Below are 25,328 nucleotides of genomic sequence, written 5' to 3' on the forward strand. Positions count from 1 at the left end.
ATGACGGGACTGGAGGGGCCCGCACTCAAACTGGGCGGCACCATCGCCTCGCACGCGGCGAAGTCGTGGCTGCAACGACGGCGGAAGAAGACCGAGCGCGAGTCGAGCCTCGCCGAACTGGCGGCGGACGAACTCAAAGGTCCGCTGGAGAAACGCAAACTCGAGAACCTGGTCGAGTCGATCGGCCTGCAGGTGGCCGAAGAGCTGAAGCCGGTCCTCACCGCGCGCTTCTCGTCGCTGCCCGAAAACGAGATCGAAGCCGCGTTCCTCGCTGTCGAGGACACGCTCGGCAAGGTCGACCTCTCCGACGAAGCCCTCCTGGCGGACGACGCCGACCCGGAACTCCTGGCCCGGCGCGTCCGCGAACAGTTCCCCGCTCGCTCGGCCCTGCTCGCCGAGCGGGCGGCGGCACTGTACGAACTGGCTTTGGATCAGGCATGCCGTCACCTGGTGATGGTGGTACGGCATCTGCCGTCGTTCCAGCCGACGACGCTGGCCGAGATCTTGGGACGCCTGTCCCGGCAGTCGGACCAGCTGGACCAACTCCTCTCGCGGATCCCGAAGACGAGCCTCACCGCACCGGCGGGAACCGACCACGACGCGGAGTTCAGGGCGGAGTACCTGGGTCTGCTCGCGCGGAAGCTGGACAGGCTCGATCTGCTCGGGCTGACGAAAGACGACCAGCCGACGCTGCCGCTGACAGTCGCCTACCTCAGTCTTTCCGTCTCGTCGGAGAGCTCGCGCGGCGACGACCGGCCGATGGACTGGTTCAAGAAACACACCGCCCGTCCCGACGGGACGACCATGCGGGCGGAAAGCGCGATTGGCGAGGAGCACCGGACGCTGGTCCGCGGCGAGGCGGGTTCCGGCAAGACCACCCTGCTGAACTGGCTCGCGATCGGCGCGGCGGGCAACCGGTTCACCGGGAAGCTGTCGTCGTGGAATGGATTCGTCCCGTTCCCGATCCGGCTGAGGAGCTTCGCCTCCGGAGATCTGCCGGGCGCCGAGCAGTTCGTGGCTCACGCCGCCCCCACTCTCGCCGGGCGGGCGCCCGCGAACTGGGCGGACCGCGTGCTGCGAAGCGGAAAGGCGATGATCCTGGTCGACGGCGTCGACGAGGTCGAAGCGCCACGCCGCCGGAAGGTCAAGGACTGGCTCCACGAACTCGGGCTGACCTATCCGGAAGCGCGTTTCGTCGTCACCTCCCGGAGCGCGGCCGCGGACCAGCGGTGGCTGTATCAGGAAGGGTTCGGTTCCGTTCTGCTGGAACCGATGAACGCGACCGACATCCACGCGCTGGTCGACAAATGGCACGAAGCCGCGGTTTCGGCACGCCCGGAAGACGATCTCGACGACGCCCGGCGGCGATTGCTGAACCAGCTGAACAATCGTCCGCATCTGCGCACGCTGGCGTCGAGCCCGCTCCTCTGCTCGATGCTGTGCGCGCTGAACTGGGCGCACCGTTCGGAACTGCCGCGTGACCGGATGGACCTGTACCGCAAGGCGTTGTCGATGCTGCTGCACCTGCGCGACACCGCGCGCAGCATCACCGTCCTGCTCACCGAACAGCAGAAACTGATCCTGCTCGGACATCTCGCCTGGCGGCTCACCTCCAGCGGCAAGGTCGAACTGCCGAAGGACGAGGTCCTGGAGCACATCGCGTACCGGCTGCGCTGGATACCGCACGTCGACCACGACGCCGAAGAAGTACTGGACCATCTCCTCGAACGCAGCGGCGTGCTGCGGGAGCCGGTGAGCGGCCGGGTGGACTTCGTGCACCGGACCTTCCAGGAGTTCCTCGCCGCGAACGAGGCCACCGAGGCACGCTATCTGGACACCCTGATCGCGAACGCGCATCGGGACACCTGGCGGGAAACCGTGATCATGGCCTGCGGTCACGCGAAGCACCATCAGGCCGACAAGCTGCTCACCGAAATCCTCGATCGCGCCGACGCCGAACAGCAGCACACCCGCCGCCTGCGCCTGCTCGCGGCGGCCTGCCTGGAGACGGTCAGCAACGTCGATCCCGCCGTGATCGAGCGGGTCGAACAGGTCACCCGGGCGCATCTCGTCCCACCGCGCGACCTCCGTGAAACCCAGTCCTTGGCGTCGGTCGGGCCCCGGCTTTTGCGCTATCTCCCCGAAACCACCGACGGACTCAGCGAGGCGGCCGCCGCCGCGACCGTCCGGGCGGCCACCCTCACCGCGGGCGACGACGCTCTGCCGCTTCTGCGCGGCTACGCCCAGGACTCTCGGGAAAAGGTCCAGAAGCAGCTCAGCGAGGCTTGGCAATACTTCGATCCGGAACGCTTCGCCGACGAAGTGCTGGCCGATTCCCCGCTGTGGAACGGCAAATTCGAAGTCAATGCCGGCAGGCTATTGCCTTATGTGAGCCGGCTTCGACATCTTGATGCCTTGTCGGTCATACTCCCCTACTCAGAAGAATTGCCCGGACTCGACCTGCTCTCCGGCGTGCCCGAACTTCAGGCGCTCAACCTGAATTTCGACGAGAACGCCGTGGTGGACGTAACCTCTCTGGCCGATCATCCGGAGTTGAAGGACATCGGTCTGTTCTTCGCCAAGAAGTACACCGGTCTGCAATCGCTCAAAGCCTTGGAGGGACTAGAAGAACTGACCCTCTTCCGGTCCTCGCCGTGGCGCGGACTGGAAGCACTCGGCCGCCTGACACAAGTGCGGGACCTATCGCTCGATCGACTGCAGTCGATCGACAGTCTCGATGCTCTGGCCTCGATGACTTCGCTGGTCAATCTCAATCTGTGGCAATGTTCGCGCCGCGCGCTGGCCGCCACGCCGCCGCTGCCCGGAATCGACAGACTCAGGCTGTTCTGCGCACCGAGTACCGAAATCACCGCACAGCTGATCGCCGAAACCTTCCCAGGCCTGAAGTATCTTTGGGCGAGACATGTCGACACGACGGATTTGACCCCATTTGCCGACCTTCCGCTGACGTCGCTCAGTCTCTGGTCCTGCGAGCTAAACGATCTCAGCCCGCTTGCTTCCCATCCCACGCTGAAGCGCGTCACGATTTCCGCCAACGAGGGGGACACCGTGGACGTCCGGCCATTGGCGGATCTCGACATCAGCCTCCGCGCACGACCGGAAGACCGCATCATCGGACTCGACGAACTCGGGCCCGGCGTGAAGATCCTCTGACGACTCAGCCGGCCAGCTTCCGCAGCTCCCCCACCAGCGCCCGCAACGCCTTCCCCCGGTGCGAAGCTTCGTCCTTTTCGGACGGATCCAGCTCAGCGGAGGTCCGCGTCTCGCCCTCCGGCACGAAGATCGGGTCGTACCCGAAACCGTTGGTGCCACGGCGTTCCCGGATCAACGAGCCGCGCCATTCCCCGCGCACCACGGTTTCGTCGCCACCGGGGACGACCAACGCGGCCGCGCAGACGAAAGCCGCGCCCATGCGCTCGTCGGGGGTGTCGGACAGCTGCGCCAGCACGAGATCCAGGTTCGCCTCGTCGTCGCCGTGCTTTCCCGACCAGCGCGCCGAAAGCACGCCCGGCATGCCGTTGAGCGCGTCGACGGCGATACCCGAATCGTCGGCGATGGCCGGGAGACCGGTCGCGGCGGCCGCGTCCTGGGCCTTCGCGAGCGCGTTGCCTTCGAAGTCCGGAGCAGTCTCGGGCGCTTCGGGGAACTCGGGGACGTCGGCGAGGCCGATGACCTCGACGCCCTCGATCCCTTCGGCGACCAGGATGCGCCGGAGCTCGCCGAGCTTCTTCGCGTTGCGGGTGGCGAGGAGCAGCTTGGTCACTTCGCGCCCTTCTTCTTGTCCGGACGCGGCTCGGGCAGTTCGCCGGGGTACGGCAGCGCGAGCGCCTCCGTCTGCAAACGGGTCAGTTCCTCGCAGCCCGCGAGCGCCATGTCCAGCATGGTGTCCAAAGTGGACCGCGCGAACGTGGCGCCCTCGCCGGTGCCCTGCACCTCGATCAGGGTGCCCGTGTCGGTGGCGACGACGTTCATGTCGACCTCCGCGCGCGAGTCCTCTTCGTAGGGCAGGTCGAGGCGCACCCGGCCGTCGACGACGCCGACGCTCACCGCGGCCACCGAAGACGAAAGCGGCTGCGGGTCGGCGAGGCGGCCCGCCGCGCCGAGCCAGGTGACGGCATCGGCGAGCGCGACGTAACCTCCGGTCACCGCGGCCGTGCGGGTGCCGCCGTCGGCCTGGATGACGTCGCAGTCGATGACGATCGTGTTCTCCCCCAGCGCCGCCAGGTCGATGCAGGCGCGCAGGGACCGGCCGATCAGCCGGGAGATCTCGTGGGTGCGGCCGCCGACGCGGCCCTTGATGGATTCGCGGTCGCTGCGGGTGTTGGTCGCCGACGGCAGCATCGCGTACTCGGCGGTGACCCAGCCGAGGCCGGAACCGGCCCGCCAGCGGGGGACGCCTTCCGTGACGCTCGCCGCGCACAGCACCCGGGTGTCGCCGAATTCGATCAACACCGAGCCCGCGGGCCACCGCTGGAAACCGCGGGTGATCTTGATGTCGCGAAGCTGGTCGTCGTTCCTGCCGTCTTTTCTCGCCACGGCCGCCACTCTAGAACCCCGCGTCAGAGGTCGTAGACGGCGCCCTGCTCGACCAGCTCGGCCTCGGGGAACGCGACGGCCGCCTCGGCGAGGACCGCGTCGCGGTCGGTCCAGGGCGCGACGTGGGTGAGCAGCAGCCGCCCGACCCCGGCCTTGCGTCCCAGCTCCCCCGCTTCCTTGCCGGACAGGTGGACACCGGCGGGCCGGTCGGGTGAGTCGGTCCACGACGCTTCGGACAGCAGGACGTCGGCGCCGCCCGCGAGATCGGTCAAGGTGTCGCAGACGCCGGTGTCCCCGGTGTAGGCGAGGGTCTTGCCGCCGTGCGCGAACCGCAGGCCGAACGCGGGGGTCGGATGGTCGACCGGGACCGCGGTGACCTCGAACGGCCCGATCTTCATGGGCTCGCACCGAAGGGCCTCGAAGGCGAAGACGTCCGTGAGATCGGTGGTCGCCCGCTCGTCCTCGTTCGCCGCGTACGCGTAGGTCAGGCGCTCTCGCACGTCCGACGGCCCGTACACCGGCAACCGCCGCGGCCTCGCCGGGTACGGGAGCGTGGGGTGGTAGCGCCGCAGCACGGTGAGCGCGCTGACATCGGCGCAGTGGTCGGGGTGCAGATGCGAAAGGATCAACGCGTCCAGGTCGAACGGGTCGCGCAGCGCCTGCAGCCTGGCGAGCGTCCCGTTGCCGAGTTCGAGCCCCAGGACGAACCCGTCCGCCTCGATCAGGTAGCCGGACGCGGCGGCGTTGGGCCCGGGGATGCTGCCGGAGCAGCCGAGGATCGTGAGACGCACTGTGACACCTTAAGCACGGAATCGGCGATTTTAGGCGCTGGTGGGAGCCAGCACACCCGGAGCGAAGCCCATGAACCGCTGAGCGAGCCTGGTGAACGGCTCGGCGGATCCGGTGGCGACGAACTCGTGCCGCGGCGGGGTGTCGCGCTCGGCGAGGAGGTCGGCTTCGGTGAGGACACGCACGAGGTCACGCGCGGTCTCCTCGGCGCTGGACACCAGCGTGACGTCCTGGCCCATGACGATCTGCAGCACCCCGGACAGCAACGGGTAGTGCGTGCAGCCCATGACCAGCGTGTCGACCTGGGCGTCCAGCAGCGGTTCGAGATAGCCCTGCGCGAGCCCGAGCACCTGGCGCCCGGTGGTGATCCCGCGTTCGACGAAGTCCACGAACCGCGGGCACGCGACGCTGGTGATCTCGACGTCCTGCGCGGCGTTGAAGGCGTCGTCGTAGGCGCGCGACCGCACGGTGCCTTCGGTGCCGATCACGCCGATACGGCCGGAGCGCGTCGCGGAAACGGCCCGGCGCGCGGCCGGGAGGACGACCTCGATCACGGGGACGTCGTAGCGTTCCCTCGCGTCGCGAAGGCAGGCGGCGGAGGCGGTGTTGCAGGCGATGACCAGCGCCTTCACCCCGCCTTCGACGATTTCGTCCAGCGCTTCCAGCGCGTACTGGCGCGCGGTGGCGATGGGAAGCGGGCCGTACGGGTTGCGGGCGGTGTCGCCGACGTAGCGCAACTGCTCACCGGGCAGCTGTTCCAGGATCGCCCTGGCGACGGTGAGCCCGCCCACTCCGGAATCGAAGACGCCGATGGGGGCGTCGGCGCTCGGCTTGGTCACACGGCGAGGCTACCGGGACCGGTCGCTTTCCTGGCTTGGGACCTGTCCACCCGCGCCATCAACCAGGCGGCGAAGACCCCGGACAACGCACCGAACAGGTGACCCTGCCAGGAGACGCCCGGATCGCCCGGAAGCAGTCCCCAGAGCATCCCGCTCCAGATGCCCAGCAGCACCACAGCCACCAGGATCTGCCCGACGGCGCGGTTGAAAATGCCTCGGACCAGCAGGAACGCGAGCCAGCCGAAAGCGACGCCCGACGCGCCGACGGTCACCGTGCCGCTCGGCGCGATCAGCCACACACCGAGGCCGGAGAGCACCCAGATGATCGCGGTGACCAGCACCCACCGGCCGATACCCGCGGACATCGCGAGGAACGCGAACACCAGCACCGGGACGGTGTTGGAGAACAGATGCCCCCAGCCCGCGTGCAGCAGCGGCGCCCAGAGCACGCCGTCGAGGTCGGAGAGCTCGCGCGCGCCGATGCCACCGCTCTGATCGAGGTCGACGGGCAGTACGACGTCGACCAGCTCGACCAGGTAGAGCAGCGCGGTGAAGGCCAGCGCGACGATCGCGGCGGCCCTCGGGTTCGACGGCAGGACGCGTTTGGCCGGATCGCTACCGGGCTCGCTCGCCGGGACCGGCTGGGAAGGCAAAGTGGTCACCTCCCCAGGCTACGGCGGCGAACGGCGAGATCGCCTCCGTGAGAACCCTGAATTGTCGGTGGGTGCCACTACGGTCGCTCACATGGGGTTCCCTTCTTCCGAGCACTCCGAGCACATCGACGTGCCCGCCTACCTCGCGCGACTCGGCCTCGAGCACGAGCCGCCGAGCCTCGACGCGCTCTTCCGGCTGCACAGGGCCCACGTGGAGCGGGTGCCGTACGAGGATTTCGAAGTCCAGCTGGGCCGGGTGACCTCGCTGGACCCGGCGTTGTCGTTCGCCCGGATCGCCGCCGGCCGCGGCGGCTACTGCTATCACCTCAACGGCGCGTTCTCGGCGCTGCTGCGAGCGCTCGGTTACCAGGTCACCCGGCATCCGGGCGGGGCACAGATGCCGGGCGCGCCGTCCGGGATCCACCTCAATCACCTGGCACTGACGGTGACCGGACTACCGGACGAACCCGCCGCGGGCTGGCTGGTCGACGTCGGTCTCGGGGACGGCATCCACGAGCCGGTCCCGCTGCGTGAGGGCGAGTACAAGCAGGGGCCGCTGGTGTTCCGCATCCGGCCCTCGGAGGTCACCCCCGGCGGCTGGCGGTTCGACCACGATCCGCAGGGCAGTTTCGTCGGGATGGATTTCGCGCCGGAGGCGGCCGTGATGGCCGACTTCGCCGAAAAGCACGTCGAGCTGTCCACGTCCGAGGATTCCGGCTTCGTCCGCACGCTGGTGGTGCAGCGGCGCGACGCGGAGGGAGTGGATTCGCTGCGCGCGCTGACCTTGAGCGGTCTGCCGGGCGGCAAGACCGTGCTGGAATCACCGGCCGAGTGGTGGACGGCGATCGAGGACGTCTTCGGCGTGGCTCGCGGCGGATTCACCGGTGAAGAACTGGACAGGCTGTGGCGGCAGGCCGTCGCCCAGCACGAGCGTCACACCGTGGGAGGGAGTGAGGCCTTGCCCAGCGCGTAGTCCACGGCCGCCTCGGCGTGCAGCCTGGTGGTGGGGAAGGTGGGCACCGGGCTGTCTTCAGGGCCGACGAGCAGTTCGATCTCCGTGCAGCCGTAGATCACGCCTTCCGCGCCCGCTTCGGCGAGCCTCGCGATGACCTCGCGGTATCGCTCACGGGAGTCCTCGGTGACCACGCCGTGGACGAGTTCGTCGTAGATGACCCGGTGCACCGTCTCGCGGTCCTCTTCGCCGGGCACGAGCACGTCGATGCCGTGCGCGGCGAGGCGTTCGCGGTAGAACGGCTGGGCCATGGTGAAACCGGTGCCCAGGAGTCCGGCTCTCTTGATTTGGCGGGCCTTGATCGCGGCGGCCGTGGTGTCGGCGAGGTGCAGGAGCGGCACGCCCAGGCCGTCGGTGAGGTGGTCGGCGACCTTGTGCATCGTGTTGGTGCAGAGGACGACGAAGTCCGCTCCGGCGGCTTCGAGAGCCAGGGCGGCGCGGTTCAGTTCCCGCCCCGCGTCGTCCCAGCGCCCTTCGGCCTGCATCGCTTCGATTTCGGCGAAGTCCACGGAGTACAACACGGTGCGCGCGGAGTGATATCCGCCGCGCAGCTCGCGGACGCGTTCGTTGACCAGGCGGTAGTACTCGGCCGAAGATTCCCAGCTCATCCCGCCCAGCAGGCCGATGGTCTTCATGTCGCCATCGTGCCAGTGCCACTGGGCATCCTGGACGCGGCCGTTTGGGTTTGGTCGAAGGTCCGTGAAGGCCTCCTTGCCTACCCTCAAAGTAGGGAAGGAGGCCTTCACGGACTACGCGATCGCCATCCGAAGCCGGGCAACACCACCTGTCCCAGGAGTCACAGCCGCGGCGCGTGAAGGCCTCCTCCCTCGACACAGCCGAAGAAACTCGACCTTCACACCTCGCCAAGTACGTGAAGGACCCCTTCACTGCGCTAGACGCAATGAAGGGGTCCTTCACGCACCCTTTCGGTGGGGATCACCAAGTCCAGCCCCGCGCGCGAGGGGTCAGGCCCAGAGCTGTCCGTCGAGCCGTTCGGCCGCTTCGTCGAGCGATCCGGAGTACGCGCCCGTCGAGAGGTACTTCCACCCCGCGTCAGCGACCACGAAGGCCACATCGGCGGGCTTCCCCGCCGCGGCGGCCTTCTCGGCGACGGCCAGCGCCGCGTGCAGCACGGCACCCGTCGAGATCCCCGCGAAGATGCCTTCGTGCTCCAGCAGCTCGCGTGTCCGGCGAAGCGCGTCGTACGCGCCGACGGAGTACCGGCCGTTGAGCACGCTCGCGTCGTAGAGCTCCGGGACGAAACCCTCGTCGAGGTTCCGCAGGCCGTACACCAGCTCGCCGTAGCGCGGTTCGGCCGCGATGATCTGCACGTCCGGCTTCGTCTCGTGCAGGTAGCGCCCGACACCGACCAGGGTGCCGGTGGTGCCGAGGCCGCCGACGAAATGCGTCAGGGTCGGCAGGTCCTTGAGCAGTTCGGGCCCGGTGCCGCGGTAGTGCGCGTCGGCGTTCGCCGGGTTGCCGTACTGATAGAGCATCACCCAGTCCGGGTTGGCCTCGGCCAGTTCCTTCGCCCGGCGCACGGCCTCGTTGGACCCGCCGGCGGCCGGGGAGAAGACGATCCGCGCGCCGTACGCCTGCAACAGCTGCTTGCGCTCGGTCGAGGTGTTCTCCGGCATCACGCACACCAGGCCGTAGCCCTTGAGCTTCGCGGCCATCGCGAGCGCGATCCCGGTGTTGCCCGACGTCGGCTCCAGGATCGTGGAGCCGCGCCGGAGCGTGCCTTCGCGCTCGGCGGCCTCGATCATCGCCAGCGCGGGGCGATCCTTGATCGAACCGGTCGGGTTGCGGTCCTCCAGCTTCGCCCACAACCGCACGTCGTGGGTGGGCGAAAGCCGGGGAAGGCCGACCAGCGGCGTGCCGCCGAGCGCGTCGAGCAGTGACTCGAAGCGAGCCATCGATCAGCCACCGGCCACGGCGGGCAGGATGGTCAGGGTGTCGCCGTCCTTGACCTCGGCCTCGAGACCACCGGAGAAACGGACGTCCTCGTCATTGACGTAGACGTTGACGAAGCGGTGCAGCTTCTCTTCCTTGACCAGGCGGGCCTTGAGACCGCCGTGGCGGGACTCGATGTCGTCGATCACCTCGAGCACGGTCTTGCCGGTCGCCTCGACGGACTTCTCGCCGCCGGTGTGCGTACGCAGGATGGTCGGGATGGACACGGTCACGGCCATGGTTTTCTACCTCCGGTGGGTTCTCTGCTACGCAGACGTTCGGGCCGGTCCGGGATATTCCCGGACAGGGTTCAGCCGATGATCTCGACGGGCTCCTCGGTGATCTCCCCGTCCACGATCCGGTACGACCGGAACTGGTGCGAATCGGGGTCCTTGGTGGAAACGAGCACGTAGTGCGCGTCGGGTTCCGAGGCGTAGGAGACATCGGTGCGGGACGGATAGGCGTCGGTCGCGGTGTGCGAGTGGTAGATGACCACCGGGACCTCGTCGTTGGCGTCCATCTCGCGGTAGAGCTTGAGCAGATCGCCCGAGTCGAATTCGTAGAACGTCGGCGAGCGCGCCGCGTTCAGCATGGGGATGTACCGCTCGGGGCTGTCCGATCCCTCGGGACCGGCGATCACCCCGCACGCCTCGTCGGGATGGTCACGACGGGCATGGGCGACGATCTCGTCGACGAGTTCACGGCGGATCCGGAGCACGTCGCCCATCTTAGGTGCTGGACAGAGCCGGTCCACACTCTGAGATCGCCGCCACTCCCCCTCGCGTTTCGTCCTCTGGATGCGGTCCTTGCGCGTGCAAGGACCGCATCCAGAGGACGAAACGCGGGGTCAGGAGAAGGCTTCGGGCCAGACGTCGCGGTACGCGCGCATGTCCCCCGCCGAAGTGGCCGAAAGCACACCGTGCACCATCGCGCGGCCGAAGACCCTCGCGGCCGCCGAGCACAGCGTGTCCAGCACCATCGCGCGTCGCGCCGCCGCGACGGGGCCCGCGCCGCCGGGAAGTTCCCGGTCGCCGGTCGCCAGCGCGAACACCGTGTCACCGTCGAACATCGTGTGCGCCGGCCGCACAGCCCTGGCGAGACCGTCCTGCGCGGCCACCGCGAGCCGCCGCGCCTCCGCCTTGGACAGCGCCGCGTCGACCGCGACCACGCCGATGGTCGTGTTGAGCCCCGCGGCCTTCGCCTCGACGTCGCCCGGCCGCTCGGGCCAGCGGACACCGAACTCGCCGTCGACCTCGTGATCCGCCGCGTACGCGCGGCCCGTCGAGAGATCCACGGCCTCGCCGGCGGCGTTCACGGCGGCGACGACGCCGACGGTGAATTCCCCGACCTTCTCCGAGGCCGTCCCGATCCCGCCTTTGAGTGACCCCGCCTTCGCCCCGGCGCCCGCGCCGACGGTCCCGAGCGTGACCGGACCCCCGACAGCCGCTTCGCAGGCCGCGTAACCGAAGGAGGCGTCCGGACGGTTTCCCCACTCGCTACGCGGCAGGTCGAACAACACCGCGGCGGGCACGATCGGCACCACCTCGTGCGGCTGAGTGCCCACGGGGATGCCCAGGTTCCGCTCGGCCAGCCAGCGCATGACGCCGTCCGCGGCGGCCAGGCCGTACGCGCTCCCGCCGGACAGGCAGATCGCGTTGACGTGCTGGACCAGGTTCTCCGGCTCCAGCAGGTTGGTCTCGCGCGTTCCGGGCGCGCCGCCGCGCTGGTCGACGGCCCCGACCGCGCCGCCGGGGACCAGCACGACCGTCGTCCCGGTCGCCCAGCCGTCGCCGACCCGCTCGTGATGCCCGACCAGTACGCCGGGGACGTCGGTGATCATGACGTCAGCGACTGGATGAGGGTCTCCTGCACCCAGGTCAGCCAATGGTAGACGCCGAGATGCGGAGCGCGGGGATCGTCCTCGGGCAGTTCGTCGGGCATGTCCTCGGTGACGTCGAGCGCGGTGCCCAGCGCCAGCCGGACGTCGTTGAGCGCGCCCAGCCACGCGTCGGCCTGCTCGAAGGTCAGCCGCACGTTCCCGCCGTCACGCGGCAGGGTGTCCAGCACGATCTTGGCGACGCCTACCTTCTTGTCCAGCAGTTCGGGCTCGTGGATCGACCGCATCGCGGCGGCCGAGTCGATGTCCTCGCGGGTCGGGTTGTCCGGGTCCAGCTTGTGGAAGTCCGGCAGCAGCCGGGAAAGCACCGGGTCGTCCGGCGATTCGGTCGGGCCCATCCGGATGCCGGTCAGCTCCGCCAGCTCGTCCTGGGGCGCCTCCTCGGCGCGCGCGGTGAGCATGTCCTCCAGCTGGCTGACCAGGCCGCGCAGCACCGCGGCCTCCTGCTGCTCGAATCCCGCGACGATGGTGTCGCCCTTGCGGCGCCATCCGTTCATGAAGGCTGCTCCATGGTGGCCCAGAGGCCGGCCGCGTGGAGTTTCGCGACGTCGGTCTCCACCTTCTCCTTGGACCCGGACGACACGATCGCCTTGCCCTTCTGATGCACGTCGAGCATCAGCTTCGTCGCGTGGTCCCGGCTGTAACCGAACAGCTTCTGGAACACGTACGTCACGTACGACATGAGGTTCACCGGATCGTTCCAGACGACCGTCCGCCAGGGTTTGTCCTCAGAGACGACCTCTACTCCCTGTGGATCAACCTGCGTCTGCTCGGATGCGACAGGCGTGGACATGCACTCCATGGTGTCACGGGCAGGTTCCGGTACGGGCTGGCAGGTCCGGCCATGTGGGTGAATAGGCTGGTGCCATGGGTTTCCCCGAGGCGGCCACTGGCGCCAGCACCGCGCTGCTCACCGACCACTACGAGCTGACCATGCTGGCCAGCGCCCTGTCCGACGGGACGGCGGACCGGCCGTGCGTCTTCGAGGTCTTCGCACGTCGTCTGCCCGACGGCCGCCGCTACGGTGTCGTCGCGGGCACCGGGCGGGTCCTCGACGCGATCGCCGACTTCCGGTTCACCGACGCCGAGCTGAGCCAGCTGGAAGCGACGGCCGTCGTCGACGACGCCACTCTTTCGTGGCTCGCGGACTACTCCTTCTCGGGGAACATCGACGGTTACCCCGAGGGCGAGCTCTACTTCCCCGGCTCGCCGATCATGACCGTCACCGGCTCCTTCGGCGAAGCCGTCGTGCTGGAGACGCTGATCCTCTCGATCCTCAACCACGACAGCGCGATCGCGTCCGCCGCGGCGCGGATGTCGGGCGCCGCGCACGGCAGGCCGATCATCGAGATGGGCGGGCGCCGCACGCACGAGTACGCCGCCGTCGCCGCCGCGCGGGCCGCGTACCTCGCCGGCTTCGCCACGACCTCCAACCTCGAAGCCGGCCGCCGCTACGGCATCCCGACGCGGGGCACCGTCGCGCACGCCTTCATGTTGCTGCACGACAGCGAGGAACAGGCGTTCCGCGCACAGGTGGACAAGATGGGCACCGACACCACGCTCCTGGTGGACACCTACGACATCACCAAGGGCATCGAGACGGCCGTCCGGGTGGCGGGCACCGAACTCGGCGCGATCCGCATCGACTCCGGTGACGTGGGCCCGCTGGCACGCAAGGCCCGCGAGCAGCTGGACGCCCTCGGTGCCAAGGACACCCGCATCGTGGTTTCGGGCGATCTCGACGAGCACGCGATCGCGGCGCTGCGGGCGGAACCGGTCGACGCGTACGGCGTCGGGACCTCGGTCGTCACCGGTTCCGGCGCGCCGACCGCCGGCATGGTCTACAAGCTCGTGGAGGTCGACGGCAGGCCGGTCGCCAAGCGCAGCGCGCACAAGGAATCCCGCGGCGGCCGGAAATCCGCGCTGCGACGGCACCGGGAGACCGGCACCGCCGTCGAAGAGGTGATCTGGACGGCCGCCTCGACTTCCCAGGTCCCGGAACAGGGACCGAACGACCACGAATTGCAGATTCCGCTGGTCCGGGACGGCCGGACGGTGGATGATTTGCCCACGCTGGACGACGCGCGCCAGCGGCTTCGGCGGGCGCTGGTGAGCCTTCCGTGGGAAGGCCTCAAGCTCTCGCACGGGGAGCCCGCCATCCCGACCGTATTCGTCTAAAGAGAACTCAGGAGCAACACATGGGGACCGCCTTGATCGTGGTCGATGTGCAGAACGACTTCTGCGAAGGCGGGTCGCTCGGCCTGCCCGGTGGCGCCGCCGCCGCCGAAGCGATCTCCAAGCAGGCCGCGGAAGGCGGCTACGCGCACGTCGTCGCCACCCGCGACTACCACATCGACCCGGGCGATCACTTCAGCGAGACGCCGGACTTCAAGGACAGCTGGCCGCGGCACTGCGTCGCGGGCACTTCCGGCGCGTCGTTCCACCCCGCGCTCGACGTGGTCCCGATCCGCGAGGTCTTCTCCAAGGGCGAGTACACCGCCGCGTACTCCGGCTTCGAGGGCAACGCGCGCGACGGCAAGACGCTCGACGCGTGGCTGAAGGAGCACGACGTCACCGAGGTCGACGTCGTCGGTATCGCGACCGACTTCTGCGTCCGCGCGACGGCGCTCGACGCGGCGAAGGCCGGCTTCAAGGTCCGGGTGTTGCTGGACCTCACGGTCGGCGGTTCGCAGCCGACGGTCGACGCCGCGCTCAAGGACTTCGACGAGGCGGGCGTGACCTACACCGGGAAGGCGCCGGTCCCGGCCGCATGATCCAGCACGACCTCCAGGACACCCTGATCGAAAACCGGCTCGTCGCGATCTTGCGGGCCGCGGACGCGAGCCGGTTCGCCGACGCCGCGACGGTGCTGCACGCGGCGGGCGTGCGAGTGCTCGAAGCGGCGTTGACCACGCCGGGCGCCACGGACGCCATCGCGACCATCCGGAAGAAGCTCGGCGACGACGCGTACGTCGGCGCCGGGAGCGTGCGCGAGGTGTCCGATGTGGACAAAGCGGCGGACGCCGGAGCGACGTTCCTGGTCACGCCGACGGTGAATCCGCTGGTCATGGAGCGCGCGCACGAACGCGGGCTGCCGGTGATCTGCGGCGCGCTGACGCCGACCGAGATCGACCAGGCGTGGCGTCTCGGCGCCGCGGCGGTGAAGGTCTTCCCGATCGCGGCCGTCGGCGGGATCGCCTACCTGCGGGCGGTCCGCGCGCCGATGCCGGACATCCCGCTCGTCCCGACGGGCGGCGTGCACCTGGCCGACGTCGCGAAGTACCTCGAGTCGGGCTCGATCGCCGTCGCGGCCGCCACGCCGCTGGTCGGTGACGCGCTCACGTCGAAAGGGTCGCTGACGGATCTGGCCGCCCGCGCGGGCGAGTTCGTCGCGGCGGCCGCCAAGTACGTCTCGCGCACCTGACGCATTTCGTCCTCTGAATGCGGTACTTGCGTGTGCAAGGACCGCATTCAGAGGACGAAACGCCGGGGTTCAGGGGGTCGGCTTCTTGCCGTAGGGGTCACAGCTCGCGGTCCCGAGGTAGATGTCGCCCTTCGCCGGTCCGTCACCCTGCGGGAACAGCTTGATGTGCAGCATGTGCGTCACGAGGCTCCCGTCGGGCGGCGTCGGTGTGACGGTCTCGTTGACCGTGAGCGACGCCAGCGGCGTCCCGGCCTTGCCGCCCGGGATGGTCAGCCGGTAGTTCTGCGGGATGTTCTCGGGCACCGTGAACCCGGTGACGTCGCCGAACTCGATGTAGCCGAGGCTGCCGTCCTCGGTGGTGCTGCATTTCGCCATGAACGAGCGGACCTTGATCACCGGGCCGCCGAAGCGTTTGAGCAGGGTGGTCTCGAACCGCCGCCCGGCCGCCTCGCCGATGGCCACCGCGCCGTTCCGGCCGCAGCGAGACTCACCCCCGCTGAACCGCGCGAAGTCACCGACGGAACCGCCCTGGGTCTTCGCGCTCAACGGACCATCGACGTCACACGGCGCGAGCTCGCCCGTGACCACGTGTTCGTCGCCGATCTCCACGTCGAGCGAACCGACCGACGCGGCCGCCGTCGCGGGGGCGGGACCGGCCGACGCGACCGCCGGACCTCCCGCCACCAGCGCCCCGGTCAGCATCGTCACCGACAACAGCCTCGAAACGGGTTTCCTCATGTCGGGCAGCCTCCACCAACCGCCTGCCCCGTGCAGGGTCATGCCACCCGGTCGAGTGGACGCACGATGACCGTGAGGTGGCCGACATTCGGTCCGCGTCCCGTCTTCTGACGTTAACCTCGGTTCACATTCGTGTACTCATAGGAGGTCTGAGTGTCTTCGCTGTCCGTGACCGGCACCCGTCCGGTTCTCGCCGACCTCGTTCCCGGCGCACTGGTCCGTGACGCGGTCCTGGTCGCCGGTGGTGCCGCCCTGACCGGCGCGGCCGCGCAGATCCTGATCCCGGTCCCCGGCTCCCCGGTGCCGATGACCGGCCAGACGTTCGCCGCCCTGCTGGTCGGCGCCGCGCTCGGCTGGAAGCGCGGCGCGCTGTCGATGGCGCTGTACCTCGCCGTCGGCGCGGCCGGGTTCGGCTGGTTCCAGAACGGTTCTTCCGGCCTGTTCGGCGCCAGCGCCGGCTACATCGTCGGCTTCGTGCTCGCGGGCGCGCTGGTCGGCGCGCTCGCCGGCCGCGGCGGTGACCGCACGCCGTTGCGCACGGCGGGGACGATGGTGCTGGGCAACCTGGCCATCTACTCGGTCGGCGTGCCGTGGCTGATGGCGTCGACCGGCTTCGGCCTGTCGACAGCGCTCGAGAAGGGTGTCGTGCCGTTCCTGATCGGCGACGCGCTGAAGATCGCCGTCGCGGCCGCGCTGCTCCCGGGCACCTGGGCGCTCGTTTCTCGCTTCCGCAAGGAGTCGTGACCGGTCCTTTCACCGCCCCGCGAGCTGCCATGAAAGGTCCCTTCCTCGCGAATTTTGCGAGGAAGGGACCTTTCATCGCACGGGGCGGACGATCTTGACGGTGCCCCCGGCTATCGTCTTGTCCCGTGCCCTCCCGTGCTGATTTCCCCGGTGTCCTCGAACTCCTGACCCACGCGGTCGAGTCCGTGGGCGGTGCCGAGCGCGAGGGCCAGGTCAAGATGGCGGACGCCGTCGGCCGGGCCATCCGCACCGGCGAGCACCTGGCCGTCCAGGCGGGCACGGGCACCGGGAAGTCGTTGGCCTATCTCGTACCCGCGATCCGGCACGCGGTCGAGAAGGAGGCCACGGTGGTGGTCTCCACGGCCACCATCGCGCTGCAGCGCCAGCTCGTCGACAGGGATCTCCCCCGGCTGGCGAAGGCGCTGAAGAAGCCCCTCGGCCGCGAGCCCACCTTCGCGATCCTCAAGGGCCGCCGTAACTACCTCTGCCTCCACCGGCTCGATTCCGGCGCCCCGGACGAGCCGGAGGATCAGCAGCTGTTCGACCCGTTCGCCGTCTCCAGGCTGGGCAAGGAGGTCACCCGGCTGCGGGAATGGTCGTCCGACACCGAAACAGGCGATCGCGACGAGCTGGTCCCCGGCGTTTCGGACCAGGCGTGGCGCCAGGTGTCGGTCACTGCCAAGGAATGCCTTGGCGCTTCACGCTGCCCCATCGGCACGGACTGTTTCGCCGAGCGGTCCCGCGCCGAGGCGGGCAAGGCCGACGTAGTCGTCACCAACCACGCGCTGCTGGCGATCGACGCGCTGCAGGGCTACCAGGTGCTCCCCGAGCACGACCTGGTGATCATCGACGAGGCGCACGACCTCGTGGACCGCGTGACGTCCGTGGCCACCGGCGAGCTGACCAGCGGCATGGTCTCCGCCGCCGCCCGGCGCTGCGGGAAGCTGGTCGACGACGAAGTGGCCGACCAATTGCTGGAAGCGAGCGACGGGCTGGCCCTGATCCTCGACGACCTGCCGTCCGGCCGGATGGATTCGCTGCCGCAGGCCCTCACCGGCGCGATCCCCGCGGTCCGCGACGCCGCGCATCGCTGCCTCACCGCGCTCGGCAAGGATCGCAAGGAGGACGTCGACGAGGCCACCGCCCGCAAGCTGGCGCGGTCGCTGCTCGAAGAGGTCCACGACACCGCGGTCCGGCTGCTCGAGGCCTTCGACGACGACAAGGCCCACCAGCGTGACGTCGTCTGGCTGACCGGGGACCGCTTCTCCACGAACCCGCGCCCGCCCGCGCTGAAGGTCGCCCCGCTGGGTGTCGCCGGTCTGCTGCGCGAGCGTGTCTTCAACCAGCACACGACCGTCCTCACGTCGGCGACGCTGACCCTGGGCGGCACCTTCGACACCATGGCCCGGCAGTGGGGCCTCCCGCCCGGCGGTATGCGCGTCGAGAAGGCACCTGGCGCGGCGACCGACAAGGCCGCTCCAGCCGACAGCGACGACGCAGACGGCCCGAAGTGGACCGGCCTCGACGTCGGATCCCCGTTCGACCACAAACGCAACGGCATCCTCTACCTGGCCAAACACCTGCCTCCGCCGGGCAGGGACGGGTTGCAGCCCTCGACCATGGACGAGCTGGCCGAGCTGATCGAGGCCGCGGGCGGGCGCACGCTCGGCCTGTTCTCCTCGATGCGCGCGGCGAAGCAGGCGACGGAGGAGATGCGGGAGCGGCTCGACCTGCCGATCCTCTGCCAGGGTGACGACGCCACCGGCCTGCTGGTGCAGAAGTTCTCCGAGGACGCGCGCACCTGCCTGTTCGGCACACTGTCGCTGTGGCAGGGCGTCGACGTGCCCGGCCCGTCGCTCCAGCTCGTGGTGGTCGACAGGATCCCGTTCCCCCGCCCGGACGACCCGGTCTCCTCCGCCCGGCAACGGGCGGTGGAAGCCAGGGGCGGCAACGGTTTCCTGACCGTCGCGGCCACGCACGCGGCGCTGCTGCTCGCACAGGGCACCGGGCGGCTGCACCGTTCGGTCAGCGATCGCGGCGTCGTGGCGATCCTGGATTCGCGGCTGGCCACCGCCCGCTACGGCGGATTCCTGCGTGCCTCGCTGCCGCCGTTCTGGCCGACCATGGACCCGAAGGTCGCCCGCGACGCGCTGCGCCGCCTCGACGCCGCCGCCCCGGCCTGAGTGGCCTGGAACACGGCCGAGTACCGTTAACGGAACGCCGAAGACAGGGAGAACCGGTTGTCCCACGAGTCGCCCAACGCACAATCCCGGACCGTCAGCGTCGATGACACCGGAGTGCGGCGCCAGCTCGCGGACGGCAGCGAGGAAGCCGTCACGTGGTCCGAGCTGTCCGCGGTGGTGGTCAGAGTGATCCCTGAAGGCCCGTGGAAGGAAGACGTCTTCTTCATGCTCGCCGGCGCCGACGGGAAGGGCACCGCGATCCCCAGCGGCGACCCCGCCGCCGACGCGCTGATCGAGCGGCTGCAGACGCTGCCCGGCTTCGACAACGAGAAGTTCATCGAGGCCATGACCACCGACGCCGACGAGGCGTACGTGGTCTGGAGCGCCGAAGGCCACCCCGCCAAACACTGAGCTCCAGTGCTACTCGACCGGGAAGCTCTCCGTGACCGGGATGCCCTTCTTCAACGTCCGGCTCACCGTGCACAACCGCTCGATGGCGCGGTCCACCGCCGCCGCAAGAGCCTCGCGCTCCGAAGCGGGCAGCGAGGACACGTCGACGTCGAAAGACACGTGAACGGCGTCGAGCTCCGAAGCGCCTTCGCGCTGGTCCGCGGTCACGCCGACCCGGAACTTCGAGTCCTCCCCGATCCGGCGCGTGATGAGGTTCTCGGCGGTGACGGCCGAGCAGCCCGCCGCCGCGATCTGCAGCAGTTCGGCGGGTGAGAAGGCGCCCTCGGCGCCCTTGCGGCCGATCACGACCTCGGCACCGCGTTCGTTACGGCCGATGAAGCGGTGCTCACCGTCGCGCTGGACTTCCAAAGACACGGTTCTCCCTTTCAGAGTGGCGGCAGCCTGGGGGCGATCTCGCCGGCGAGCCGTTCCGCGGCCGGACACATCTCCGGCGGCTGCTTGACCTTGTCCGCCACGTAGATCTCCACCGTCTCGATCATGGCACGACCGTCGCCGGTGAAGGTCCGGTGCGGGATCTCGGCCTGGCAAGCCTTCCACTCCGGCGCGACCTCCACGAAGGCTTCCCGCGATCCGAGAGCGACCCGTCTGCCGCCGTCCTCGAACGGCGCCCGCTCCCGTTCGAACCGGATCGTCACCTCGGTCTCGCGATGGTTCCAGTAGCACTCCCAGTTGCCGAAGACCGGATCCGGGCTGGCCGGACCGCCGACGATCGCCTCCGGCAGGTCCGCGCCCAGCGCGCAGGCGTCGAGACTCCCGAGCGAACCTGCCGGGAAGGGAGCGGGGCGCCGCTCGACCGGTTCCCGGTTCAGCACGCTCACCGCGTGCGTGGCCACCGGGTCGACGTAATCGCACAGATGCGCGTGCCAGTTCCGGATGTGCCGGGCGTGGACCCACACCTGGTTGCCGTCCGGCAGCGGGATGCCCCGCGCGCATTTGTCCTCGGAGTCGCTCGGGATCTCGCGCACGATCAGTTTCCCCGGCACCGGCTTCTCCAGCAGCGGTGACGTCGGCGTCGTCAGTTCGAGGCGGATGTCGACGATGTCGTCTTCGTCGGGGCTCAGCCGTAGCCGGACACCGCAGGAGTTGAAATTGCCGCCGGCGCTGTCCAGTTCAGGAGACCCGAGGTGGTTGAGCACGACGGGATCCACCAGCGCGCAAGGATCCGCCGTCCGCCGATCACCGATCAGTTCGGACGGCGGGCCGGCCGCGATCGACGCGGGTTCCCTCGTGGCGTAGACCAAGCCCGCGGCCAGCACCAGTACCGCCGCGACGACCGCCATCACGACGGCCCGCCTGGTCACCCGGAAACGTCGTACCCGCGCGGGAACGTCGACGTCCGCGACCTCGGAAAGCAGCTCGGCGGCGCGGACGGCGTCCGGCCGGCCTGCCGGTTTGCGCCGCAGCAGCTCCATCAGCGCGGGCGCCAGCGGTCCCGCCCGGCGAATCGGTTCCAGCGTGTACGACGTCGCCCGCCGGAGCTGGACGAACGGCCCGACGCTCGCGTCTCCCCACACCGACGTGCCCTCGACGGCGGCGAACAGGGTGGCGCCGAGCGAGAACACGTCCGCCGCGGCACCCGCCTGCCGCCCTTCCGCCATCTCCGGCGCGACGTAGCCGGGAGTCCCGACGTCGAGGCCGCCGCCGGTGCGGGTCACCTCCGCCCACTGCGCGATGCCGAGGTCGGTGAGTTTGGCCGTACCGTCGTCGGCCACCAGGACGTTGCCCGGTTTGAGATCGCGGTGGACCATGCCCTTCTCGTGCATCGCCGCGAGCGCGGCGGCGAGCTGGACACCGATCTTGGCCACCTTGCCGGGCGGTAGCGGCCCGTCGGAGTCGATGACGTCGGCGAGGCTGCGCGAGGGCAGGTATTCCATGACGAGCCAGCGGTCGTCGCCGTCGTTCACGGCGTCGAAGACGGTGACCACGTTCGGATGATGCAGACCCGCGCCGATCCGCGCCTCGCGCCGGATCTGGCCGCTGTCCCCGGCCTGCGAGCGTTTGAGGGCGACGACCCGGCCGAGATCCAGATCGGTGGCACGCCAGACCACACCCATGCCCCCGGCGCCGATCCGCTCCTCCAAGCGATAGCGCCCGGCGATCAGCCGGTCACCCATGCGGGGAGTATAGGAGGCTAAGCCCTTTGGGCTATGACCGTGACTGTTCCGGGATCGACTTCGGTGAATCCGGCGTCCCGGACCGCGACGGCACCATCACGGCGCCACGAGCCTTCGGGATCCTCGACCGGGCAAAGCGCCTTCCAGGTCGCGACCGGCGGTGTCCGCACCGAGCACCGGAACCCGGTCTCGGCCCAGGCCGCCCGTTCGGCCTCGTCCAGCAGTGCGGCGAGGATCATCGTCGCATGCCCGACCTGAGCCGCCCCCTTGCCGACGGTCATCGAGACCTCGGGGTTCAGCAGCAGCCGCGGGACACCGTCCGGCGTGGGACCCGGCTCGTCGGCCGGGAGTTCGCTCCCGGAGATCTGCAGCCGCGAGACCTCCTTCGGCGTCTCGACGACGCGGCAGGGAAGCAAGGCCCGCGCCTCGGCGCCGTCGACCTCGATCGTGATCCCCGGCAGTTCCTGGACCGCTCGCCAGTGCGCGCCGCGCGCCCGCCGGGCGACCTTGCGGATCCGGCCGTCGACCCAGGCCTTGAGCGGGTCGTGCCATTCGCCTTCGGGCAAGGCGCGTTCGTCGAGGCAGACTGCGGCCGCGGCGGCCGCGGCGGCCTCCAGCAACCCCGTCCGCGACGGCGGTTCGGCCCGTTCCATCCGCAGGATCACCGGCATGGCCCGGACCTCGGCGGGATCCTCGTCCGAGGTGTCTTCCGTGTCTTCGGCGGGCAGTCCCAGCCAGTACGCGTAGCGCGCGGCCAGCGGATCCAGAACGCTCATGGCCGGGAAAGCTCGAGACCGTCGGCCGCGTCGGCCGCCTCGATCTCGCCCCTGGTGACGCCGAGCAGGAACAGCACGGCGTCGAGGTACGGGTGGGAGAGCGCGGTGTCGGCGACCTCGCGCAGCGCGGGCTTCGCGTTGAAGGCGACACCCATTCCGGCGACCGACAGCATGTCGATGTCGTTCGCCCCGTCGCCGACGGCGACACACTGCTCCAGCGAGATCTCGTACTCCTCGGCGAACCGGCGCAGCGCCGTCGCCTTGCCCGCACGGTCGACGATCTCGCCGACCACCCGGCCGGTGAGCTTGCCGTCGACCACTTCGAGTTCGTTCGCGGCGGCGAAGTCGAGGCCGAGGTCGTCCACGAGGGACTGGATGATCTTGGTGAAACCACCCGAAACGACGCCACAGCGGAAGCCCATGCGCTTCAGCGTGCGAATGGTCGTGCGCGCGCCCGGGGTGAGCTCGATGGACGCGGCGACCTCGTCCAGCACCGTCTCCGGAAGCCCCTCCAGCAGCGCGACCCGGCGCTCCAGCGACTCGCCGAAGTTCAGCTCGCCGCGCATCGCGGCCTCGGTGATCTCACGGACCTGCGGTTCGACGCCGGCGTGCGCGCCGAGCATCTCGATGACCTCGCCTTGGATGAGCGTGGAGTCGACGTCGAAGACGACCAGCCGCTTGGCGCGGCGGGCGAGCCCGGCCCGCTCGACCGAGATGTCGATCCCGGCCTCGACGGCGGCGTCCGCCAGCGCGGTGCGCAGCGCGGCGTCGGCCTCCGGGGTGTCCTGGGCGAGCGAGGCGTACAGCTCCAGCCCGGTCACCGGGTAGTCGGCGACGCTGCGGATCGAGTCGATGTTGACGTCCAGCGCGGCGAGGCGGCGCGCGACATCGGAGAACGCCCGCGCGGTCACCGGGCGGCCGAGCATCAGCAGGACATGCGTCGAGTCCTTCTGCCCGATGGCGAACGGGTCGGCGCCGATGGCCGAGCCGATCTTCACCTCGACCTGCATCCCGACCGAGGCCATCGCCTGCTCGACGTACTCCTGCAGGCCCTCCGGGTCGCGGTACACGCCGGCGAGCACGCCGAGCACCAGCTGACCGCGGATGACGACCTGCTCGACGTCGAGGACGTCGACGTCGTGGCGCGACAGCACGGCGAACAGCACCGAGGACACACCCGGCTTGTCGGGACCGGTCGTGGTGATGAGAACTGGTGTCTGCGTCACGGGGTCAGTCTCCCTCAGCCAGGCAAAAAAATGGCGCGTGCCTTGCCCCTGTGTGAGGCAAGGCACGCGCCGATTCCGCTTATCGGGTCACTTCTCGCTGGAGTTGTCCTTGGAGTGGTCACCCGGCATGGCCGCCTCGGTGAGCACCTGGGACGGCGCGCGGTGGGTGTTGACCTTCTGCTTCCCGAAGAAGCCGATCTCACCCTCCTTGTGGATGCGCTCCACCATATGCGGGTAGTGCAGCTCGAACGCCGGCCGCTCGGACCGGATCCGCGGCAGCTCGGTGAAGTTGTGCCGCGGCGGCGGGCAGGACGTCGCCCATTCGAGCGAGTTGCCGTAGCCCCACGGGTCGTCCACCGTGACGATCTCGCCGTACCGGTAGCTCTTGAAGACGTTCCAGATGAACGGCAGCGTCGAGGCACCGAGGATATACGCGCCGATCGTGGAGATCGTGTTCAACGTGGTGAACCCGTCGGACTGCAGGTAGTCCGCGTACCGGCGCGGCATGCCTTCGGCGCCGAGCCAGTGCTGCACCAGGAACGTGGCGTGGAAGCCGATGAACGTGGTCCAGAAGTGCCACTTGCCGAGCTTCTCGTCCATCATGCGGCCGGTGATCTTCGGGAACCAGAAGTAGATCCCGGCGAACGTGGCGAACACGATCGTGCCGTAGAGCACGTAGTGGAAGTGCGCGACGACGAAGTAACTGTCGGACACGTGGAAGTCGATCGCCGGCGCGGCCAGCATGATGCCGGTCAGACCGCCGAAGAGGAACGTGACGATGAAGCCCATCGAGAAGATCATCGGCGTCTCGAAGGACAGCTGGCCCTTCCACATCGTGCCGATCCAGTTGAAGAACTTCACGCCGGTCGGGACCGCGATCAGGAAGGTCATGAAGGAGAAGAACGGCAGCAGCACGGCGCCGGTCGCGTACATGTGGTGCGCCCACACGGCCACCGACAGCGCGGCGATCGCCAGCGTCGCCCAGACCAGGCCCTTGTACCCGAAGATCGGCTTGCGGCTGAAGACCGGGAAGATCTCCGACACGATCCCGAAGAACGGTAGCGCGACGATATAGACCTCTGGATGGCCGAAGAACCAGAACAGGTGCTGCCAGAGGATCACGCCGCCGTTCGCGGGGTCGAACACGTGCGCCCCGAGATGCCGGTCCGCCAGCAGGCCCATCAGCGCCGCGGTCAGGATCGGGAACGCCAGCAGGATCAGGATGCTGGTGACCAGGATGTTCCAGGTGAAGATCGGCATCCGGTACATCGTCATACCCGGGGCGCGCAGGCAGACCACCGTGGTGATCATGTTGACGCCACCGAGGATGGTGCCGAGACCGGACACGACCAGACCGGAGATCCACAGGTCGGCGCCGACGCCGGGCGAGTGGATGGCGTCCGACAGCGGGGTGTAGGCGAACCAGCCGAAGTCGGCGGCGCCACCCGGGGTCAGGAAGCCGGACATCACGATCAGGCCGCCGAAGAGGTACAGCCAGTACGAGAACGCGTTCAGCCGCGGGAAGGCGACGTCGGGCGAACCGATCTGCAGCGGCAGCACGAAGTTCGCGAAGCCGAACAGGATCGGCGTCGCGTACAGCAGCAGCATGATCGTGCCGTGCATGGTGAACAGCTGGTTGTACTGCTCCTGCGAAAGGAACTGCTGCCCGGGACGCGCCAGCTCGGAGCGGATCAGCATCGCCATCGCGCCGCCCACCATGAAGAAGGCGAACGACGTGACCAGGTACATGATGCCGATTTGCTTGTGGTCCGTCGTGCGGAACAACCGCAGCAGGTACGAACCCTTAACCGACTCGCGCGCGGGATACGGGCGCGTGGCGATCGGCTTGGGGGCTACGGCCGTCACTCCTGCCTCCAACACTCAAACCTTGTGGTGGTCAATTTGCGGTCGCCGGGCGGGTTCGGGACCCACTCCGGCGGCTAGTGGGGATC

Annotated in this window: 26 protein-coding genes; 8 read left to right on the forward strand and 18 right to left on the reverse strand. The window is 69.2% G+C overall.

The genetic code is table 11. The features are described 5' to 3' along the window. On the forward strand, positions 1-3,174 hold the full coding sequence (locus ACZ3HL_RS31505; protein WP_465535091.1) for an NACHT domain-containing protein: 3,174 nt from the start codon (positions 1-3) through the stop codon (positions 3,172-3,174). A 4-nt stretch (positions 3,175-3,178) separates the two neighbouring features. On the opposite strand, the gene rdgB is transcribed toward ACZ3HL_RS31505, so the two are convergent. The 5 genes from rdgB to ACZ3HL_RS31530 are packed head-to-tail and all read right to left on the reverse strand — an operon-like array spanning position 3,179 to position 6,838. Then, positions 3,179-3,784, reverse strand: coding sequence for an RdgB/HAM1 family non-canonical purine NTP pyrophosphatase (gene rdgB / locus ACZ3HL_RS31510; protein WP_465418259.1), 606 nt, complete (start codon positions 3,782-3,784; stop codon positions 3,179-3,181). Beyond that, on the reverse strand, positions 3,781-4,557 hold the full coding sequence (gene rph / locus ACZ3HL_RS31515) for a ribonuclease PH (RefSeq protein WP_034309252.1): 777 nt from the start codon (positions 4,555-4,557) through the stop codon (positions 3,781-3,783). The genes rdgB and rph overlap by 4 nt, the downstream gene beginning before the upstream one ends. A 23-nt stretch (positions 4,558-4,580) precedes the next feature. After that, the gene (locus ACZ3HL_RS31520; RefSeq protein ID WP_465535092.1) at positions 4,581-5,348 is read right to left on the reverse strand and encodes an MBL fold metallo-hydrolase; all 768 of its coding nucleotides are present in this window, start codon (positions 5,346-5,348) and stop codon (positions 4,581-4,583) included. A gap of 30 nt (positions 5,349-5,378) precedes the next feature. Beyond that, positions 5,379-6,185: a glutamate racemase gene (murI, locus tag ACZ3HL_RS31525; RefSeq protein WP_465418255.1), complete on the reverse strand. Its 807-nt coding sequence runs from the start codon at positions 6,183-6,185 to the stop codon at positions 5,379-5,381. Further along, a complete protein-coding gene (locus ACZ3HL_RS31530) occupies positions 6,182-6,838 on the reverse strand; it encodes a rhomboid family intramembrane serine protease (RefSeq protein ID WP_465418589.1) in 657 nt (218 codons plus the stop codon). Before ACZ3HL_RS31530 ends, murI begins: the two co-directional genes overlap by 4 nt. Before the next feature lie 91 nt (positions 6,839-6,929). Between ACZ3HL_RS31530 and ACZ3HL_RS31535 the strand changes: the two genes are divergently transcribed. Then, entirely contained in the window at positions 6,930-7,811 is an 882-nt protein-coding gene (locus tag ACZ3HL_RS31535; RefSeq protein ID WP_465535093.1) for an arylamine N-acetyltransferase family protein, read from the forward strand. Here ACZ3HL_RS31535 and ACZ3HL_RS31540 read toward each other — a convergent pair. The 7 genes from ACZ3HL_RS31540 to clpS all read right to left on the reverse strand — a co-directional run bounded on the left by ACZ3HL_RS31540 (position 7,772) and on the right by clpS (position 12,493). Continuing rightward, positions 7,772-8,485: an aspartate/glutamate racemase family protein gene (locus ACZ3HL_RS31540; RefSeq protein WP_465418251.1), complete on the reverse strand. Its 714-nt coding sequence runs from the start codon at positions 8,483-8,485 to the stop codon at positions 7,772-7,774. The genes ACZ3HL_RS31535 and ACZ3HL_RS31540 overlap by 40 nt on opposite strands. A 330-nt stretch (positions 8,486-8,815) precedes the next feature. Further along, entirely contained in the window at positions 8,816-9,766 is a 951-nt protein-coding gene (locus ACZ3HL_RS31545; RefSeq protein WP_126732704.1) for a PLP-dependent cysteine synthase family protein, read from the reverse strand. 3 nt (positions 9,767-9,769) lie between these two features. Further along, positions 9,770-10,042 (reverse strand): MoaD/ThiS family protein, encoded by a 273-nt coding sequence (locus ACZ3HL_RS31550; RefSeq protein WP_005165659.1) that lies wholly within the window; start codon positions 10,040-10,042, stop codon positions 9,770-9,772. Between the two features lie 71 nt (positions 10,043-10,113). Then, positions 10,114-10,530: a M67 family metallopeptidase gene (locus ACZ3HL_RS31555; protein WP_016336788.1), complete on the reverse strand. Its 417-nt coding sequence runs from the start codon at positions 10,528-10,530 to the stop codon at positions 10,114-10,116. A gap of 120 nt (positions 10,531-10,650) precedes the next feature. Beyond that, positions 10,651-11,643, reverse strand: coding sequence for a P1 family peptidase (locus tag ACZ3HL_RS31560; protein WP_465535094.1), 993 nt, complete (start codon positions 11,641-11,643; stop codon positions 10,651-10,653). Continuing rightward, the gene (locus ACZ3HL_RS31565) at positions 11,640-12,197 is read right to left on the reverse strand and encodes a DUF2017 domain-containing protein (RefSeq protein WP_034308812.1); all 558 of its coding nucleotides are present in this window, start codon (positions 12,195-12,197) and stop codon (positions 11,640-11,642) included. Before ACZ3HL_RS31565 ends, ACZ3HL_RS31560 begins: the two co-directional genes overlap by 4 nt. Then, a complete protein-coding gene (gene clpS, locus ACZ3HL_RS31570; protein WP_005165655.1) occupies positions 12,194-12,493 on the reverse strand; it encodes an ATP-dependent Clp protease adapter ClpS in 300 nt (99 codons plus the stop codon). Before clpS ends, ACZ3HL_RS31565 begins: the two co-directional genes overlap by 4 nt. A 74-nt stretch (positions 12,494-12,567) precedes the next feature. Between clpS and ACZ3HL_RS31575 the strand changes: the two genes are divergently transcribed. Genes ACZ3HL_RS31575 through ACZ3HL_RS31585 form a run of 3 tightly spaced genes read left to right on the forward strand, consistent with a single transcriptional unit; the run spans position 12,568 to position 15,124 of the window. Next, positions 12,568-13,878 carry a nicotinate phosphoribosyltransferase gene (locus tag ACZ3HL_RS31575; protein WP_465535095.1) on the forward strand — a complete coding sequence of 437 codons (1,311 nt, stop codon included), beginning with the start codon at positions 12,568-12,570 and terminating at the stop codon, positions 13,876-13,878. Positions 13,879-13,898: 20 nt separating this feature from the next. Continuing rightward, positions 13,899-14,474 carry a nicotinamidase gene (locus ACZ3HL_RS31580; RefSeq protein WP_125673754.1) on the forward strand — a complete coding sequence of 192 codons (576 nt, stop codon included), beginning with the start codon at positions 13,899-13,901 and terminating at the stop codon, positions 14,472-14,474. Further along, positions 14,471-15,124 carry a bifunctional 4-hydroxy-2-oxoglutarate aldolase/2-dehydro-3-deoxy-phosphogluconate aldolase gene (locus ACZ3HL_RS31585; protein WP_465535096.1) on the forward strand — a complete coding sequence of 218 codons (654 nt, stop codon included), beginning with the start codon at positions 14,471-14,473 and terminating at the stop codon, positions 15,122-15,124. The genes ACZ3HL_RS31580 and ACZ3HL_RS31585 overlap by 4 nt, the downstream gene beginning before the upstream one ends. A gap of 69 nt (positions 15,125-15,193) precedes the next feature. Here the strand turns inward: ACZ3HL_RS31585 and ACZ3HL_RS31590 are convergent, their stop codons facing one another. After that, positions 15,194-15,862: a choice-of-anchor P family protein gene (locus tag ACZ3HL_RS31590; protein WP_465535097.1), complete on the reverse strand. Its 669-nt coding sequence runs from the start codon at positions 15,860-15,862 to the stop codon at positions 15,194-15,196. Between the two features lie 153 nt (positions 15,863-16,015). On the opposite strand from ACZ3HL_RS31590, the gene ACZ3HL_RS31595 reads away from it, so the two are divergent. From ACZ3HL_RS31595 to ACZ3HL_RS31605, 3 genes are all read left to right on the forward strand, one after another. Further along, a complete protein-coding gene (locus tag ACZ3HL_RS31595; RefSeq protein ID WP_016336794.1) occupies positions 16,016-16,606 on the forward strand; it encodes a biotin transporter BioY in 591 nt (196 codons plus the stop codon). A 125-nt stretch (positions 16,607-16,731) separates the two neighbouring features. Next, entirely contained in the window at positions 16,732-18,789 is a 2,058-nt protein-coding gene (locus ACZ3HL_RS31600) for an ATP-dependent DNA helicase (RefSeq protein WP_257484622.1), read from the forward strand. A gap of 57 nt (positions 18,790-18,846) precedes the next feature. Next, entirely contained in the window at positions 18,847-19,200 is a 354-nt protein-coding gene (locus tag ACZ3HL_RS31605) for a hypothetical protein (protein ID WP_126732697.1), read from the forward strand. Positions 19,201-19,209: 9 nt separating this feature from the next. Here the strand turns inward: ACZ3HL_RS31605 and ACZ3HL_RS31610 are convergent, their stop codons facing one another. From ACZ3HL_RS31610 to ctaD, 5 genes are all read right to left on the reverse strand, one after another. Further along, a complete protein-coding gene (locus ACZ3HL_RS31610; RefSeq protein ID WP_465418238.1) occupies positions 19,210-19,614 on the reverse strand; it encodes an OsmC family protein in 405 nt (134 codons plus the stop codon). 11 nt (positions 19,615-19,625) lie between these two features. Further along, positions 19,626-21,374 carry a serine/threonine-protein kinase gene (locus tag ACZ3HL_RS31615; protein ID WP_465418236.1) on the reverse strand — a complete coding sequence of 583 codons (1,749 nt, stop codon included), beginning with the start codon at positions 21,372-21,374 and terminating at the stop codon, positions 19,626-19,628. Positions 21,375-21,391: 17 nt separating this feature from the next. Further along, a complete protein-coding gene (locus ACZ3HL_RS31620) occupies positions 21,392-22,150 on the reverse strand; it encodes a peptidyl-tRNA hydrolase (RefSeq protein WP_465535098.1) in 759 nt (252 codons plus the stop codon). Further along, positions 22,147-23,376, reverse strand: a complete 1,230-nt coding sequence (gene serB, locus ACZ3HL_RS31625) for a phosphoserine phosphatase SerB (RefSeq protein WP_465418232.1) — start codon at positions 23,374-23,376, stop codon at positions 22,147-22,149. The genes ACZ3HL_RS31620 and serB overlap by 4 nt, the downstream gene beginning before the upstream one ends. A gap of 87 nt (positions 23,377-23,463) precedes the next feature. After that, entirely contained in the window at positions 23,464-25,242 is a 1,779-nt protein-coding gene (gene ctaD, locus ACZ3HL_RS31630) for an aa3-type cytochrome oxidase subunit I (RefSeq protein ID WP_005165634.1), read from the reverse strand. Positions 25,243-25,328: the final 86 nt, after the last annotated feature.

The sequence above is a fragment of the Amycolatopsis sp. NPDC000009 genome (assembly GCF_055563465.1).

Coding starts and splice junctions, on each gene's coding strand:
- ACZ3HL_RS31615 (WP_465418236.1), bottom strand. CDS start 21,374: ATGGGTGACCGGCTGATCGCCGGGCGCTATCGCTTGGAGGAGCGGATC.
- ACZ3HL_RS31560 (WP_465535094.1), bottom strand. CDS start 11,643: ATGATCACCGACGTCCCCGGCGTACTGGTCGGGCATCACGAGCGGGTC.
- ACZ3HL_RS31555 (WP_016336788.1), bottom strand. CDS start 10,530: ATGGGCGACGTGCTCCGGATCCGCCGTGAACTCGTCGACGAGATCGTC.
- ACZ3HL_RS31585 (WP_465535096.1), top strand. CDS start 14,471: ATGATCCAGCACGACCTCCAGGACACCCTGATCGAAAACCGGCTCGTC.
- ACZ3HL_RS31580 (WP_125673754.1), top strand. CDS start 13,899: ATGGGGACCGCCTTGATCGTGGTCGATGTGCAGAACGACTTCTGCGAA.
- ACZ3HL_RS31545 (WP_126732704.1), bottom strand. CDS start 9,766: ATGGCTCGCTTCGAGTCACTGCTCGACGCGCTCGGCGGCACGCCGCTG.
- ACZ3HL_RS31565 (WP_034308812.1), bottom strand. CDS start 12,197: ATGAACGGATGGCGCCGCAAGGGCGACACCATCGTCGCGGGATTCGAG.
- clpS (WP_005165655.1), bottom strand. CDS start 12,493: ATGTCCACGCCTGTCGCATCCGAGCAGACGCAGGTTGATCCACAGGGA.
- ACZ3HL_RS31620 (WP_465535098.1), bottom strand. CDS start 22,150: ATGAGCGTTCTGGATCCGCTGGCCGCGCGCTACGCGTACTGGCTGGGA.
- ACZ3HL_RS31535 (WP_465535093.1), top strand. CDS start 6,930: ATGGGGTTCCCTTCTTCCGAGCACTCCGAGCACATCGACGTGCCCGCC.
- ACZ3HL_RS31590 (WP_465535097.1), bottom strand. CDS start 15,862: ATGAGGAAACCCGTTTCGAGGCTGTTGTCGGTGACGATGCTGACCGGG.
- ACZ3HL_RS31540 (WP_465418251.1), bottom strand. CDS start 8,485: ATGAAGACCATCGGCCTGCTGGGCGGGATGAGCTGGGAATCTTCGGCC.
- ACZ3HL_RS31575 (WP_465535095.1), top strand. CDS start 12,568: ATGGGTTTCCCCGAGGCGGCCACTGGCGCCAGCACCGCGCTGCTCACC.
- ACZ3HL_RS31505 (WP_465535091.1), top strand. CDS start 1: ATGACGGGACTGGAGGGGCCCGCACTCAAACTGGGCGGCACCATCGCC.
- ACZ3HL_RS31550 (WP_005165659.1), bottom strand. CDS start 10,042: ATGGCCGTGACCGTGTCCATCCCGACCATCCTGCGTACGCACACCGGC.